We start from the raw sequence: 16,376 nt of genomic DNA on the forward strand, positions 1-16,376 counted from the left end.
TGCCACTTCTGCGCACTCCTATGTTAAAATCTATCAGTTATAAAATTGCCCGCTGGCGATTAAAAAAGAATACCCAACGCAACTTTTTAATTTATTGCAGTGTTGCTGTAGGCCTTATTGGCGGCCTTGCGGCTGTGGCATTAAAATACCTGGTGCACCTAATGGAGGAGCTAAGCCGTAATATATCATCGCACCTGCCTTACCATATTATATATGTGTTTTTGCCTGCTGTTGGTATCTTGCTTACTGTAGCCTGGCAACACCTCATCAATCGTGATAAAATACAAAAGGGGATAGGTAACATACTGATCAACATTAAAAAGAACCGCTCCAACATCCGGTCAAATAATATTTATTCGCATTTAATAACAAGCTCGCTTACCGTGGGGTTTGGCGGTTCATCGGGCTTAGAGGCGCCCATTGTTTGTACCGGCTCGGCCATAGGTTCTAACGTGGGTAAGTTATTTAACCTTAGCCCGTACGAAAAAACGGTGCTGATAGCCGCCGGGGCATCGGCGGGTATTGCGGCGGTGTTTAACAGCCCCATTGCGGGTGTTTTGTTCGCATTGGAGATCTTGATAGGAGAGATCACTATTCCAACTTTTATCCCTTTACTTATTGCATCTGCCACAGGTGTGGTTGTGGCCAAGGTGCTGTATTCGCGCCAGCTCTTCCACCTGGTTACCGATGGTTGGGTAATGACAGCCCTGCCGTTTTATGTTATTTTGGGTTTGCTTTGCGGATGGATCGCTGTTTACATAACAAAAGTTGCGGGTAAACTCGAGAAGGGGATTTTTACTAATCAGAACCGTTACGTACGCGCTATTGGCGGCGGCCTGATATTAGGTTTTATCCTGATGATATTTCCCGCCTTATTTGGCGAAGGCTACCACTACCTCCAGGAGATATTGAACGGTAATATTGACGCGCTTAAAGAAGAGTCATTTTTTAGCCAGTGGTTATCAAATCCGTGGCTAATGCTGCTATTTATTGCCGCGCTTATTTTAATGAAGATAGTGGCCGCGGGTATTACCATTGGTTCGGGCGGTAACGGCGGTACGTTCGCGCCAACCATGTTTACAGGCGCGTTCCTGGGCTTATTTGTAGCTTTTGCGGTAAACCAGACCGGGTTAGTGCATTTAAATATCAGTAATTTTATTGCCGTAGGCATGGCGGGGGCGCTAAGCGGTGTTTTACATGCGCCGCTGACATCCATCTTTTTAATAGCCGAAATAACCGGAGGTTACATCCTTTTTATCCCGCTCATGATCGTATCGGCTATATCATATATCATCTCCCGTGTTTTTAGCAAGCATAATATGTACTGGCACGAGCTCATTCATGAAAAAAATATACACCCCGGCCAGGACTACGGTATGTTAAATCAAATATCACTGGATAGTATTATCAACCACGATTTTAAGGTGATCAGTAAGGAGATGCCGGTCAGCGATTTTTACACTATCCTATCAAATAGTAAAGCAAACATCTTTGCGGTGTTAAGCAAACACGGCCAGCTGGAGGGGGTTGTTTGGATGGATGAGATACGGAAGCATTTGTTTGAAATCGTACAGCAAGAAGATACCGTTGCCGACATAATGGTTGCACCACCTGCAATAATACATTATGGCGAACCTATAAGCGACGTAATGGATATGTTTGACGGGTTGGATGTTTGGCAGCTTCCTGTTATTAAGGATGATAAGTTTATAGGGTTTGTGTCTAAATCGGCTTTGCTCAATAAATACCGCGAAGTAATTATCAGCCAGCATAAGCAGGCTGATATTTTCGCGAGATAATATAAAAGAAACGCCGGGCAATCGCCCGGCGTTTCTTTTATATTACTTTATAAACAGCAACTCCCTAAATTTAGGCAGTGGCCAAAGTGAGTCGTCAACCAGTTGTTCCAGCTTATCTACATGGTAACGGATAGGTTGAAAGTAGCTCTTTACCTTCTCGTCGTAATCTATCGCGCGCTGGCGCAGGTCGTCAATCTTATTGGCCAGTTTGCGTTCATTTATCATCTGTTCCACATTGGTTTTCGTGAAATTAATGTGTTCCGCGATTTTGCTGATGATATCCATCTGGGCCTCGTAGGTGGATGGATCCATGCCAATTTCTTTTAAACCCTTAACGTTCTCTATTAGTTTCGATTGATATTCTATGGCTGCAGGTATAATAATATTCATTACCAACTCACCAATTACCCGGGCTTCTATCTGTAGTTTTTTATAAAAGCTATCCAGCAATATTTCGTGGCGGGCGTGTGCTTCGCGTTTGGTGAATACGCCTGTTTCTGTAAAAAGTGTTTCGGCTTTTTCAGATATAAAAGCGTCGAGCGCTTTGGGTGTGGTTTTAATGTTAGCTAAACCGCGTGCTTCCGCCTCTTTCTCCCATTCTTCGCTGTAGCCGTTGCCTTCAAAGCGGATGTTTCTCGATTCTTTAATATAGCGTTTGATGATGGTCATCAGGGCTACATCTTTTTTCTCGCCCTTTTTGATCAGCTTATCAACGTCGGTCTTAAACTTTTTCAATTGGTCGGCCATGATCAGGTTAAGTACCGTCATGGGGCTGGCAGAATTTGCCGACGAGCCTACCGCACGTAACTCAAATTTATTACCGGTAAAAGCGAAAGGAGAGGTGCGGTTACGGTCGGTATTGTCTTTTAAGATCTGCGGTATTTTAGGGATGCCCTGCCAAAGCGAATTTTCTTCCTTAATTTTTTTGCTCAGGCGAGATGTATCTATCTCATCAAGCACCTCGCTCAGCTGGCTACCTAAAAATATCGATATAATGGCAGGAGGGGCCTCGTTAGCGCCCAGTCGGTGGTCGTTGTTTACCGAAGCGATGGATGCACGTAACAGGTCGGCATTATCATGCACGGCTTTGATGGTATTCACAAAAAACGTCAGGAACATCAGGTTGTTCTTAGGCGTTTTACCCGGCGATAACAGGTTTTTACCTGTATTAGTTATTAGCGACCAGTTATTGTGTTTACCAGAACCGTTTATGCCCGCATAGGGCTTTTCGTGTAATAATACTTTGAAATGATGGCGGTTGGCCACGCGGTCCATAATATCCATCAATAGCTGGTTATGGTCAATAGCCAGGTTTATTTCTTCATAAACCGGGGCGCACTCAAACTGCGACGGCGCGACCTCATTATGACGGGTTTTTAAGGGGATTCCTAATTGCAGGGCCTCGGTCTCCATATCCTGCATAAAGGCATATACACGTGCCGGTATAGAGCCAAAGTAATGATCTTCTAATTGTTGGTTTTTTGCCGACATGTGGCCAAATAAGGTGCGGCCTGTCAACGATAGATCCGGGCGCGCGTTAAATAATGCGGTATCCACCAAAAAATATTCCTGCTCTATACCTAACGAAGCATTAACCTTCTCAATGCTTTTATCAAAGTAATGGCATACGTCAACAGCAGCCTTGTCTAAAACACTCAGCGCTTTTAATAATGGTACTTTATAATCGAGCGCTTCGCCGGTATATGATACAAATACGGTAGGGATACAAAGTGTACGGCCTATAATAAACGCCGGGGAGGATGGATCCCAGGCCGTATAGCCGCGCGCCTCAAAAGTGTTACGGATGCCGCCGCTGGGGAAGCTTGACGCATCGGGCTCTTGTTGCGCAAGCGCATCGCCGCTAAAGCGTTCTATAGCGCCACCATCGGCTGTTGGCTCAAAAAAAGCATCGTGTTTTTCGGCAGTGGTGCCGGTAAGTGGTTGAAACCAATGCGTATAATGTGTAGCGCCTTTACCCATTGCCCATGACCGCATTGAGGAGGCTACCTGCTCGGCCATATCACGCGGGATAGGTACACCGTTATCGATTGAATCGATAATTACGGTATAAGCATCTTTTGAAAGAAACTCCTTCATTTTTTGCTTATCAAAAACATTTACACCAAAGTAGTCGGATATTTTGGCTGATGGTAGTTTGGTTTCGGGGATTTCTCGGTTTAAAACGGCCGTAATGGCCTGAAAACGGATGTTAGGCATGGCAATGATAATTGGTTCAGCTCAAAATTATGAAATCATTTAAAATAGTGGGCCTTTTGCAAACATTTATGTTTCGCAACGCTTTAGCCGCGGTGTAATTGTTAAAAAACGAAAATTTGAAGGAGGGTTTATATTAATAAGCCTTATTTATATAAATATTGATTTGATAAAGTTGGTTTTGATGTTATTTAAGAATATAAATTATATTTTATAATATTTTAATTAGTTAATTAGTTAATTACTAATTATTAACTTTTTATTGTGTTTAAATGATTTAAATCGCAATTATGTTAATAAAATTTTATTTTATTTGTTATTTTATTGAAAATAATGTTTGTTTTTATAAAAATTTATTGTGTATTTAGTAAATAATTAATAGAAATATATTTAAATAAGAAAATTATAATGTTTATGCTATTTATTTATATACTTTTTAAATAAATGTAAAAATTATAGTAATTATATAAGCGTTATAAGTAATGGTTATTGGTAATGATGCGATACTTATTAAATAAACAAACAATCAACTAACAATAATTACATTAAAAACAATTAAATCCCTTATCCATGAAAAAAAGACTTTTACTTTTATCCTTTTTTGCTGTTACGGCATTTGCCGCAAATGCGCAGGACACTACCAAAGCCGATCCTCCTTTAGTAATATCAGGTTCGGTTGATACTTATTACAAATACGATTTTTCTAAACACAGCAACATCCCTACAAGCTTTGCAACCGATAATAATTCGGTTTCAATTGGTATGATAGATCTTGCTTTAAAGAAAAAGGTAGGTAAAGCCTCCTTTGTAGGCGAATTATCTTTTGGTCCCCGCGGGCAGGCTCAGTCTATTCCTAACGGCAGCGATGGCAATAGCTTTCATATTCAAAACCTGTACGTGTCATATGATGTAACCGATAAGTTTAACTTAACAGGTGGTTATATGGCAACATTTATGGGTTACGAGGTTATTAGCCCGGTGGGTAACTTTAACTATTCAACTTCGTACCTGTTTACCAACGGCCCGTTCCAAAACCCGGGTTTTAAAGCAACGTACGCCTTTACCGATAAGGTGAGCTTAATGGCGGGCATCTTTAACGATTCGTGGAATGCTTATACTTCGGTAGACCAGGTAAACACTTTTGGCGCGCAATTAATGGTAGCACCTGTTAAAGGCTGGACCGCATACCTGAACCTTTTAACAGGTAAACTATCGGGCACCGAGTTTGATTTGACCACCAGTTATCAAATAACAAATGCCTTTAAGTTGGGCTTAAATGCCGCTACATTTAAACCAGCCGAGGTAGCCGGTACAGGCGGCTTTACAGGTGTGGCCTTATACCCGCAGCTTGCTGTATCTAAAGATGTAACCTTTGGTTTAAGGGGCGAATATTTTAAAACTAAGAATGGTTCATATTTAACAGCAGGCCCGGCACCCGGCAGCTCGGTATTTGCAACTACCTTAACTGCTAATATAAAAGCTGGTCCGTTAACTGTTATCCCTGAGTTTAGGTTAGATAACAATAAAGACATAAACGATGGCTTCATCAATAAAAGTGGCGCACCAACTAAAAACGCATCGCAATTCCTGATTGCGGCAGTATACGCATTCTAACCTAAAACTTAAACGATTTGATTTTATAAGGCATCCGTATATAATATGGATGCCTTATCTTTATAACATGAAAAGAATATTCTTTAGCCTGGTTTGTTTATTGTGCGCGCAGCTAGCATTCGCGCAAAAAGATTCGTTAGCCTTTGATGAAGGTAATAACTATATCTATTACCGGGTTATTGATAAACCTGCCTTAACTGCCGATACCTTATATAACAGGGCTTGGGGGTTTGCAGCTTCTTTAAATACAGCAACCAAACCCGCAAAAGGCCAGGCCGAAAATACACTGAATACATCTGGCAGGTTTTTGGTATATAACGGCGTATCGCTTATGCGTAAAGAGGCTGGCGAGATAAGCTATACCTTAAACATTCAAACCAAGGATGGCCGTTACCGCTACCGCATCAGTAACTTTGTTTTTAAACCCTACCAGCGCGACCGCTTCGGCAATATGGTATCCATCCCCGGGATAGAAGTCCCTTTAGAGAAAATGGAAGGCAAATATGGCAAAAAAGACGCCGATAATTACCTCGATCAGGTTGCTGCATTCAGCATAGCAACAGGTTCCAAACTTAAAACGGCGATTGATAAGCTGCCTGTAATTGTAAAAAAAGACGCCGTAAAAAAAATCTCTACTCAAAACTGGTAGTCTGTACCGCTATTAGATTGATTTAACCAAATATAATTTTTAACGAATGGTTATTTGCAATATAAAAATTGCATTTAATTGTATGTTCAATTTATTATTTGGTAAAAGTTGGATATTATGCAACTTTTTGTTTGGCAAATGCGTTAATTAGTAAAATATAATTTTAAACGCTATGCTAAACACAAAACTTAATTTATACAATCCCGATTGGATCGAGCTTGTATTTGCCGGCAGGAACAAATCTTACGGCGCATTCGAACTAAGGCAACATTATGGTAGTACCATGTTAAAGGCTATTGCCATAGCCATTACCACCATCGTAGCTGCATCCGTAACGTACACTTATGCGGTAGGGAAAGTTCCGGGTGACAGTGAAGTAATTCATGTAATAGACGACATTCCAATACAACCGCTGCCGGTAAAACCAGACAAAAAGGTTGAGCCTGTTGTTGAAAAGCCCGCAGCTGCAAAACCTCAGCCGGCAGCATCAACTATAAAATATACGGCGTTTAAAGTAACACCGGATGAAATGGCAACCAACCCGCCAAAAATAGATGAACTGGAAGGCAAAGAAGTTTCGTCTGTTACCACTGAAGGCAAGGGCGGGCAGGAGCAAATGCCTGATCCGGGCCCGGGCATGTTAAATGGTACCGGGGTTGAACCAAGTGTTACAGATGAAAAGGAGTACGTTACTGTGGAGTCCATGCCGTCGCCTATAGGTGGGGTAGACGCCTGGTCTAAATTCTTAAACAAGAATCTAAAGTTTCCTGCCCAGGCCCAGGATGCGGGTGTTGGCGGCCGGGTAACCGTTAGCTTTGTGGTTGAAAAAGACGGGCACTTAACAGATATCACCGTTATTAAAGGAGCGGGTTATGGAATGGACGAAGAAGCCATCCGCGTGCTTAAATTAGCCAAGCCCTGGAGGCCCGGTTATCAAAATGGTAACGCGGTTAGGGTTAGATATACTATACCAATGAATTTCCAGATGGCTGAGTGAGAAAGATAAGTGATTTGTGGTAGATGTGTTTATGGCGATAGGTGTACCTATCGCCATTTTTTTGGCCCTAACTTTCGCCTGCCTGTATTCCGCTACTTTTCCCAAAGCTTTCTGCTTTAAACTTTCGGCTTTTAGCCTTTTTTGCTAATTTTGCGCATCCTTTCAACATAAAACACAACACATTGGAGAACCAGGAATTAACCACCGTTGAAACCGCCCGCGATCTGGGACTTTTACCCGAAGAATATACACGTATACAGGAAATATTAGGCCGCGTGCCCAACTTTACCGAACTATCTATCTTCGCGGTAATGTGGAGCGAGCATTGCTCATACAAAAACTCTATCACCTGGCTTAAAACACTTCCAAAAGATGGCCCGCGTATGCTGGCTAAGGCAGGTGAAGAAAACGCCGGATTGGTTGACCTTGGCGGCGGTGTAGGATGCGCTTTTAAAATAGAATCACACAACCACCCATCTGCGCTTGAGCCATACCAGGGCGCTGCAACAGGTGTGGGCGGTATAAACCGCGATATATTTACCATGGGTGCAAGGCCTATCGCGCAGATGAACTCTCTTCGCTTTGGCGACCTGAGCCTCGATAAAACCAAATGGCTGGTAAAAGGTGTGGTAAAAGGCATCAGCCATTATGGGAATGCCTTTGGTATCCCAACCGTTGGCGGCGAGCTTTTTTTTGATGAGTGTTACAATATCAACCCGCTGGTGAACGCGTTTTCGGCAGGTATTGTTAAAGAAGGCGAAACTGTTTCTGCTACATCATATGGTGTAGGGAACCCGGTTTATATAGTTGGTTCGGCCACAGGTAAGGATGGTATACATGGTGCGGCCTTCGCGTCGAAAGATATAACCGAGGATTCGGTGAATGATCTGCCGGCCGTACAGGTGGGCGACCCGTTCCAGGAAAAATTGCTGTTAGAAGCTACGCTTGAAGTTATTAAAACAGGTGCTGTAATTGGTATGCAGGATATGGGTGCGGCAGGTATTATCTGCTCAAACTCCGAAATGAGCGCCAAAGGCGAGCACGGTATGATCATTCATTTAGATCGTGTACCTATGCGCCAGGAAAACATGAAACCATACGAGATCTTGCTTTCCGAATCTCAGGAGCGCATGCTTATCGTGGTTGAAAAAGGTAAAGAAGCGTTGGTTGAGGCTGTGTTTGATAAATGGGACCTTAACTGCGCTATTATTGGCGAGGTTACCGATACCAAACGCCTGGAGTATTTTATGAATGGCGAAAAAGTTGCCGATGTACCTGCTGACGACCTTGTTTTAGGCGGCGGTGCTCCGGTTTACCAACGCGAATACCGAGAGCCTGTTTACTTTGCCGAGAACCAAAAATTTAAGATAGAAGATGTTGCCGAGCCTGCCAACTTAGTTGACGTGGCCGAGCACCTGATAGGTCATGCCAACCTGGCATCAAAACGTTGGGTAACTGACCAATATGATTCTATGATAGGTACTGCAACCATGACCACCAACCGCCCAAGCGACGCGGCAGTTGTGGCTGTTAAGGATACCGATAAAGCTATTGTGCTTACCTGTGATTGTAACTCGCGCTATGTATTTGCCGATCCTCAAAAGGGTACCGCTATAGCCGTTGCCGAGGCTGCACGTAACATTACCTGTGCGGGTGGCGAGCCGGTTGCAATAACCAACTGTTTAAACTTTGGTAACCCTTACGTGCCCGAAGTTTACTGGCAGTTTGTTGGAGCTATTAAAGGGATGGGCGAGGCTTGTACAAAATTTGAGACACCGGTAACAGGTGGTAACGTAAGCTTCTACAATCAGTCATCTGATGAGGGCCCGGTATTCCCCACGCCAACTATTGGTATGTTGGGTGTAATGGATGACCAAAGTAACTTAATGACGCTTGACTTTAAACAGCCGGGCGACTTAATTTATTTAGTTGGCGAATCGCAAAATGACATTGCTTCTTCGCAGTACCTGGCATCTTATCACAAAATTTTAAAAGCGCCTGCGCCTTATTTTGACCTGGATAAGGAATACGCGATGCACCAGGTGATCAAAGAACTCATCAAACATAAAGTTGTACAATCGGCACATGATGTGGCTGATGGCGGTTTATATATGGCGCTGGTTGAATCTGCTATGCCAAACGGCTTAGGTTTTGACATTGAGAGTGATAGCAGCATCCGTAAAGACGCTTTCTTGTTTGGCGAGGCACAAGGTAGGGTAGTAGTAACCGTTGCGCCTGATGATCAGGAACGCTTTATAGAAATGATGGCTACCAGCGAGGTTGAGTTTAGCCTGTTAGGCACCGTTAACGGCATTGGTAACACTACTGTTGATGATGAACTTTTTGGTAACATCACCGATATTAAAATGGTACATGATAATGTACTGCATGTAATTTTAGGCGAATAATATGTTAAAGCTGAACAGGATACATCACATTGCTATCATCTGTTCAGATTATGAACGCTCTAAAAAATTTTATACTGAGGTATTAGGCTTTACGGCAATCCGGGAGGTTTACCGTGAAGCCCGTAAATCATACAAGCTCGATCTGGAAGTCAACGGACTATATCAGATCGAGCTTTTTTCGTTCCCCGGCCCTCCGCCTACGCGCCCTTCCCAACCGGAAGCGCTTGGCCTTCGCCATTTAGCTTTCGAGGTAAACAATATTGAAGAGGCCGTATTCCACCTGAACGAATGCCAGGTGATCACCGAACCCATCCGTATTGACGAAACCACCGGCAAACGCTTTACGTTCTTTACAGACCCCGACGGCCTGCCGCTGGAGTTGTATGAGGGGTAATACTTTCTTGATTAATTTTCAAAGTCATTTCTAACGAGCGGTAGAGAGGAGAACCCTTCTACAATCTGCTAATCCCGTGTAGAAGATTTCTCGTTGCGCCAGCACACAAGCCTTGGCCTCGCTCGTTCGAATGACGATTTAAACCTAATCTCCAATCTCCAACCACTAATCTCTGTCGTCCTATTTCACCACCTCAACCCATTGGCCTTTTATCAGCGCGTTAATATCATGGTTATACATGGCTTCGCAATAGGTGGCAGGCAGGTAATATTTACCAGCGTAAGCAGCATTTAGCATCACGTAGTAAACAACCTCTTTGCCTTCGGCTAAACTGAAATAAGTATTCACCCGGTCGTCGCGGATGTCGCGGTAATCGGATGGTGAAGACTTAAAGGCCTCATCGTTATTCAGCATTCGGCTGTTCAATATTTCCCATCCGGATGGGAAGATCTGCGTTAGCGCCAAATTATCGTACCTGCCGCGTTTGCCCGGGTTTTTTATGGTTACCTGGGCCACAAAATCGCTGCCTTGTTTAAGGGAGGTTGGGTCGATGGTTTTGCCGCCGAGGGTAAAATACGCCACACGCATTTGCATCACATCCGGGTTAACGTAGGTTTTAACATCCTGCCCGGATGACGGCTGCCCTTGTTGAATTAACCGAACATAAAGCTTATTACTGCCTGTGTTTTTCATGGTAACCTTGCCACCATTGGCCGCTATTTGCTGCTGCCACAGGTACGATTGCGAACTGATATTACCCTTTGACGCACCAGCGTTATAGTTAAACGATAACTTACCGCCGCTTTTGTTCACACCGCAGTATTGAGCTATGGCGATGAGCGAATAGGCGGTGGTTTGCGTGCTATACCAGCTATCTTGCGATAGTTTGGCCGCTACTGAGCGTACCATGCCCGAGGCCTTTTGCTGTTGGCCAAGCAGGGTAAGGGTTTCCAGTATCATGGCTTCATCACGAAGATCTGAGCCGTATGTGCCGTACATGCTGCTATACGGCTTAATGGTAGTAGGTAGCCCGGCTATCATCCGTAAACCTATCTCCGGCTGGCCTGCCAGTTTGTAGGCCGCTGCCAAACGCCAGCGGGCTTCCACGCTAATGTATTGGTATTCGCGCAAGCGGTTCATGGCGCCCAATTCTGGCGCGCCTGCTAATGCAAGCAGGTATAAACGATAAGCCTGCACCAGGTCGGTGTAGTAATAATAGCCATGGATATTAGTACGTGGGTCGGGCGACCAGTTTACGGCTTTTTGTTTCTGAAATTTCTTCCATTCGTCGATAAACCCGGATGGTAAGCTATAGCCCTTTGCCTGTGCCGAGAGCAGGAAATGCCCGGCATAGTTGGTGCCCCATTCGTCGGGCTGCCCGCCATCAGGCCAGTAGCTCAGGCCGCCGCCCGGTACCCTAAATCCGTTTAAGCGGTTTATGGCAAGCTTGATGTTCCGCTCGCTTTCCGCTTTTTGCCTTGGCGAAAGATCAAGCAACTGGCTTAGATACAATTGCGGGAACGCGGCCGAAGTAGTCTGCTCCACACAACCATGAGGGTAGGTGATAAGGTAGCCCAAACGCTTAGCCAGGTTTAACGGCGGAATACTGGACACCTCTAAAGATGCCTTGTTGGTGCCATTAATGCCTATTGCATTATATATAGCGCCGTACATTGCGCCCGATGTAAGTTCTTTTTCGAAGATGCGGGTAACAGGCGGATTAGGGTTGCGTACATTTAATTCCACATCATAAGCCGCGGTTTCGCCACCGGCTTTTGCGATGATCTTCACCCTGCCAACGCCTACAAAATCTTTCACATTAAGGTTGAACGTAACCAATTGGTCGCCGGGTTTGGCGAAGGTCACCACCTTGCTGTTGTTACCCATTAAGTTGCTGAACGCGTTAGATTGCACCTGCACATTAACAGATTTTATGTTGTTCTCCATCGCGAAAACGGTAACCGGAAGTTTGATACTTTCGGTAGGGCCTAACACGCGCGGCAAGGTAGCCAGTATCATTAATGGTTTTTTTACAGCAACGGCCTTTTCGGCCATACCATAAGCGCCGTTGTGCCCCGCAATAACCATGGCCTTAACAGAGCCTACGTATTGCGGTAGCGTAAATTTGGTTGTTTGCTTATCGCCTGCAGCCAAATGGAAAGGCCCAAGGAATTTCACAACAGGTTTAAAGCGGTTAACCGATACGTTTTTGTTTGTTCCGTTTGTGCCATCACCACCAATACTCAGGATGCGTTCGAGTCCGCCACCAAACGCGCCTATCACGTAGTCGAACAAATCCCAGGTTTTAACGCCGAGGGCTTCGCGGGCGTAGAAAGCATCATGTGGATCGGGCGTTTTGTAATTGGTTATATCCAGCAAGCCTTCATCTACAATGGCAATAGTGTACGTCATCTCCTTGCCCGAGGCTTCAGACACAGTAATGGCCGATTGTGTTTCGGGCCTTATTTTATCTGGCATGCTGATAACGGGTTTCAGGATCGTCTCGGGATCATCTACCACCAGCGGGATAGCGCCATACATGCGGATAGGCAGATCGTTTACCGTTTGTGCATGGCGCTGCAGCAGCGTTACGTTCACAAAAACGTTTGGCGCCATGGTTTCATCAACCTTAAAGCTGTAGCGTGTTTCGCCTTTTTTGGTGTCTATCCACACGGTTTTTAAAACTTTGCTGCCATTCTCAAAACTGATCAATGCACGGCCATCGCCACCTGTCGGGATGGTGAGGGTAGCTTCTTCGCCAACCTTGTAATTCGGTTTGTCAGAAGTAAAGGAAAGCATTGCCGCCTCGGTAGGGTCGGTATTTTGCAAACGCTCCGACCAGTTTGGCCAATCGGCATAAATTATTTTACCTGTAGAGTGCCCGGTTTGCGGGTCTTTTATCCGGATGAGGTAACGGCCCCAATCTGCCTGGTTAATTTTCAGGTTCCAGTTGCCTTTACCATTTACCAACTGCACATTGGCTGTTTTAATGAGTTTGTTGTAACGGTCTTGCGTAAAGTTGCTTAGCTCGTTTCCGCTTTCGTCCCACCACCAGCGCCATTGTATTTTGTAAAGCTCAAGCTCCACATTGCGGGTACCTGCAAAAGCGTGTCCTTTCACATCTACGTCGGCAATCTCGATGTTGTGATTTTTATCGGTCACTAGCATGCCGCTTAAATCGCTGCCTTTTGGTGTTTTAATGCCTACGTAGCCATCATATACGTTGTATGGCATACTTGCCTGCTGCAAGCTAAAGTTGCCGCCCGGCTCAAATACTTTCACCACAAAGTTGGCGCGCAGTTGTCCCGGCGCTTGCTTTTCCACGTTGATATTAGTGTTTACCGATGCTACGCCATTCTCATTCAACTTGCCTTCAAAAACGGTTTGTGTTTGCGTGTTGAACGCAAGGGTAGGGTCGTCGAAATTATAGTCTTCGTAGCCCTTAAAGCTTGTTGTTTGCGATGACAGGAAGGCATCTACCTTGGCATTTAAGTTTTGTGCAATGCCGCCGAATAGCCATTGAGCGCTAAGTGTACCATTCGCGCCGCTTCCTTTTGTTAGTTCAGTAGCGTTGCCAAAATCAAGCTTTAATTTGAGGCGGTTTGGCATTATGGTTTCCACCTTTATCTTCTTCTCGAAGGTAGCCCCGCCTACTTTTACACGCGCGTTCCAGTTTCCTGTTGGCGAAGATGTTTCGGTAGCAACATGGAAGCTATAGAAACCGTCAACCGAGCTTGTGCGGGTGATACGTTTGTACAATTGCCCGTTTGGATTATATAATTCAAACTCAACCGGGTGGTCTGCCGGCAGGGTTTTCAGTTTATCTTCAAGAATAAAAGTTGTAAAAATGGAATCGCCCGGGCGCCATACACCGCGTTCGCCGTAAAGGAACCCTTTCAGGCCGTTCTGTACCTGCTCACCACCAACATTAAAGCGCGATAGCGGGAGGGAGCTACCATCATCCAGTTTGAGGTATCCGCGTTCTTTACCCTGCTTAGCAACCAATAGGTAAGGCTTGCGTTTAAGGCTGAATGTAGCCATTCCGTCGCCATCTGATGTCGTTTTAAAGATTACCTGTTTCTGGTAATCCAAAAGTTCCAGTTCAACGCCGCTCATCGGTTCGGCGCTCAGGATATTGGTTACCGCAATGGTCATAGTATTATCGTTGCCGCGTTTGGCAATCAGGCCAATGTTTGATGCGATGATATTACGCGTTGCCCATCGCTGCTTGCTAAAGTACGATTCGGTGCATGGGTCGTTACGTTCCTGCCAGTTGTAGCCTTCAGGATAATAATTATCGTAACGCTGCCAAAACTCATCATCCTCGTCGTTCACTTTGCTGGTATTGTCCCCTGCGTATTCGCCACCTTCGTCACCGTACTCATCGTCGTCACTACTTTTAGCCACAAGTTTGCCTGCGCTGCAATTGTACAGCGAATAATCTTTCCTGAAACCTATCACCACCCTATAAATTGCACCCGGCTCAGCACGCATCAGTTGGTCAACATCCAACATAAAGCGGTTCTTTTTGCTGAGGTTCAATCCTTTGTCGGTATCTAAACGGATCGTTTTTTGTACAATGGGCTTGCCTACATGGCGCAGTTCGTAACCACCGTCAAAACCGTTGTTCTGAAAGTATTGGGGAACGTTGTTCTCGTAAATTTTAATGATGGTTACATCCACCGCATTGAGGTTAACAGCCTCAAAAGGCATCATCAACTTACCTGAATCCGGCAGGATAACACCCTTGCCGGGGATGGTCACCGCCGGTTCGCGGTTCTCAAAAAATACGTTGGCAGTAAAGCCGGTCTTGATCTTTCTGTGATAAATGTCTTCTACGCCCTCATTCACAAAAACGCTGAAGTTGCCCTGCATGCGCTCGGGGGCATAAACCTTTACAATACTACCATCGATGGTGTAGGCGAGGTCTGATGAATTATTGATGCCTATTAAACCGCTCAGGTCCTGACCGACCATAATAGGGTCAGAAAATTGTACGGATACATATTGGTCGTTATCTTGTACGGCCTTTATATCCAGTACCTTAAACTCGCCCAGCGCGGGCACGCGGAATTCCTGGTTGCCTTTTTTGTCGATATTCAGTTTGTCGCCATCCCAGTTTACGGTGAGCGCATTAGCGGTATTAGTGCGGGTAATTTTAGTGATGGTGAACTGATGCGACTTAGCGACTGTGTTATGCTGCCAGCTTACTTTCACCGGACTTGCATATTGTACATCCAGTAGTTTTTCTATAGCTGCCTGCTCTTCACCGTCAGCCGTTTGAATATTGCCTATGAGTTTCATGTTTTGGCCGGATGTAGCGCTTTCGCTCTGTAACCCGGCGAATGTTATACTGAAGTCGGGTTTAATGGTTTGGAAACCGAATTTGAAGTGCTCGTAATCGCTTTCTACCTTAATTATTTTGCCGAGGTTAAAATCAGCAGTGTATTTTTTGTCGATGTCTAAAACTTCTGCCGGGCGAAACTCAACGGTGCGGTCGTCTATCCAGTAGGCTTTACCTTTTATAGATGGAGAGAAATCGAAGATGCCGTCTTTTAATTGTTCGTTCTGCGCATGCGATACCTGTACTTCGCCGGCCAATTTTATTCGAATAGTGCTTTGTTTAGAGATGACTCCTGTGGTGTACGATTCGATGTACTTACCGAAAGCAGCATCAACTTTTAGTTGCTTGTTGCGTTGGTGCTGCCTGGCAAAAAAGATAACTAAGGCAATTAATATTAATGATACAGATACAACTATCTGTCCCTTTCGTGAACGGAAAAGGTTGGCAAAGTAATTCATAGACAGGTTGGTAAATGGCTATGAATTTATAAAACTTTTAGCAAAATTATATACCGGCCAAAATATATTTGCTCACATTATTTCGATAGATTTAGCCTAAATATCAACTGGTTATGATAAGTTATATCCTGCCAACCCTGAGTGTTAGCAACGGCCTTGCCGCCATTGAGTTTTATAAGAAGGCTTTTGGCGCCGAATTAATTGCCGGAAACACCGACCCGGATGGCAACACGGTTGCCGAACTGGCTATACAAGGTGCTCACATTGTAGTGGCAGATGCATCACCCGGTTACGGTAATTTTTCGCCGGAAAATTTGGGCGGGATAAGTGTGCGGATAGGGTTGATGGTGGATGATCCGGATGCTTTGGCAGAACAAGCCGTAGCTGCCGGGACTAAAACCGTTTACGCGGTAGAAGATCAGCCCTATGGTTATCGCTTAGGGCATTTTATACACCCATACGGCCATCATTGGGAGATAGGGAAGCCATTGTAATTTGT

At 44.8% G+C, this 16,376-nt stretch carries 9 protein-coding genes; 7 read left to right on the plus strand and 2 right to left on the minus strand.

The annotated features are described in order from the left end of the window. Positions 1-20 precede the first annotated feature (20 nt). Positions 21-1,799, plus strand: a complete 1,779-nt coding sequence (locus ACFQZI_RS07655) for a chloride channel protein (protein ID WP_377140629.1) — start codon at positions 21-23, stop codon at positions 1,797-1,799. A gap of 42 nt (positions 1,800-1,841) precedes the next feature. Here ACFQZI_RS07655 and ACFQZI_RS07660 read toward each other — a convergent pair whose 3' ends face one another. After that, positions 1,842-4,016 carry a glutamine synthetase III family protein gene (locus tag ACFQZI_RS07660; protein WP_377140632.1) on the minus strand — a complete coding sequence of 725 codons (2,175 nt, stop codon included), beginning with the start codon at positions 4,014-4,016 and terminating at the stop codon, positions 1,842-1,844. Between the two features lie 567 nt (positions 4,017-4,583). On the opposite strand from ACFQZI_RS07660, the gene ACFQZI_RS07665 reads away from it, so the two are divergent. The 5 genes from ACFQZI_RS07665 (at position 4,584) to gloA2 (ending at position 10,075) form a co-directional block, all read left to right on the plus strand. Next, positions 4,584-5,627 carry a porin gene (locus ACFQZI_RS07665; protein ID WP_377140634.1) on the plus strand — a complete coding sequence of 348 codons (1,044 nt, stop codon included), beginning with the start codon at positions 4,584-4,586 and terminating at the stop codon, positions 5,625-5,627. A 67-nt stretch (positions 5,628-5,694) separates the two neighbouring features. Further along, positions 5,695-6,276, plus strand: a complete 582-nt coding sequence (locus tag ACFQZI_RS07670; RefSeq protein ID WP_377140636.1) for a DUF4468 domain-containing protein — start codon at positions 5,695-5,697, stop codon at positions 6,274-6,276. 172 nt (positions 6,277-6,448) lie between these two features. After that, positions 6,449-7,273, plus strand: coding sequence for an energy transducer TonB (locus ACFQZI_RS07675; protein ID WP_377140640.1), 825 nt, complete (start codon positions 6,449-6,451; stop codon positions 7,271-7,273). A gap of 182 nt (positions 7,274-7,455) precedes the next feature. After that, positions 7,456-9,681, plus strand: a complete 2,226-nt coding sequence (gene purL / locus ACFQZI_RS07680; protein WP_377140642.1) for a phosphoribosylformylglycinamidine synthase subunit PurL — start codon at positions 7,456-7,458, stop codon at positions 9,679-9,681. 1 nt (position 9,682) lies between these two features. Beyond that, positions 9,683-10,075, plus strand: coding sequence for an SMU1112c/YaeR family gloxylase I-like metalloprotein (gene gloA2, locus ACFQZI_RS07685; RefSeq protein WP_377140645.1), 393 nt, complete (start codon positions 9,683-9,685; stop codon positions 10,073-10,075). Between the two features lie 180 nt (positions 10,076-10,255). Here the strand turns inward: gloA2 and ACFQZI_RS07690 are convergent, their stop codons facing one another. Then, the gene (locus tag ACFQZI_RS07690) at positions 10,256-15,877 is read right to left on the minus strand and encodes an alpha-2-macroglobulin family protein (RefSeq protein WP_377140647.1); all 5,622 of its coding nucleotides are present in this window, start codon (positions 15,875-15,877) and stop codon (positions 10,256-10,258) included. A 113-nt stretch (positions 15,878-15,990) separates the two neighbouring features. Here ACFQZI_RS07690 and ACFQZI_RS07695 point away from each other — a divergent pair, with 113 nt between their 5' ends. Then, positions 15,991-16,371 (plus strand): VOC family protein, encoded by a 381-nt coding sequence (locus ACFQZI_RS07695; protein ID WP_377140650.1) that lies wholly within the window; start codon positions 15,991-15,993, stop codon positions 16,369-16,371. Positions 16,372-16,376 lie beyond the last annotated feature (5 nt).

The sequence above is a fragment of the Mucilaginibacter lutimaris genome (assembly GCF_042676625.1).
GTDB lineage: Bacteria > Bacteroidota > Bacteroidia > Sphingobacteriales > Sphingobacteriaceae > Mucilaginibacter > Mucilaginibacter lutimaris.

Bases quoted from the DNA above. Each gene is read 5' to 3' on its own strand.
- ACFQZI_RS07655 (WP_377140629.1), top strand. From the start codon at position 21: ATGTTAAAATCTATCAGTTATAAAATTGCCCGCTGGCGATTAAAAAAG.
- ACFQZI_RS07660 (WP_377140632.1), bottom strand. From the start codon at position 4,016: ATGCCTAACATCCGTTTTCAGGCCATTACGGCCGTTTTAAACCGAGAA.
- ACFQZI_RS07665 (WP_377140634.1), top strand. From the start codon at position 4,584: ATGAAAAAAAGACTTTTACTTTTATCCTTTTTTGCTGTTACGGCATTT.
- ACFQZI_RS07670 (WP_377140636.1), top strand. From the start codon at position 5,695: ATGAAAAGAATATTCTTTAGCCTGGTTTGTTTATTGTGCGCGCAGCTA.
- ACFQZI_RS07675 (WP_377140640.1), top strand. From the start codon at position 6,449: ATGCTAAACACAAAACTTAATTTATACAATCCCGATTGGATCGAGCTT.
- gloA2 (WP_377140645.1), top strand. From the start codon at position 9,683: ATGTTAAAGCTGAACAGGATACATCACATTGCTATCATCTGTTCAGAT.
- ACFQZI_RS07690 (WP_377140647.1), bottom strand. From the start codon at position 15,877: ATGAATTACTTTGCCAACCTTTTCCGTTCACGAAAGGGACAGATAGTT.
- ACFQZI_RS07695 (WP_377140650.1), top strand. From the start codon at position 15,991: ATGATAAGTTATATCCTGCCAACCCTGAGTGTTAGCAACGGCCTTGCC.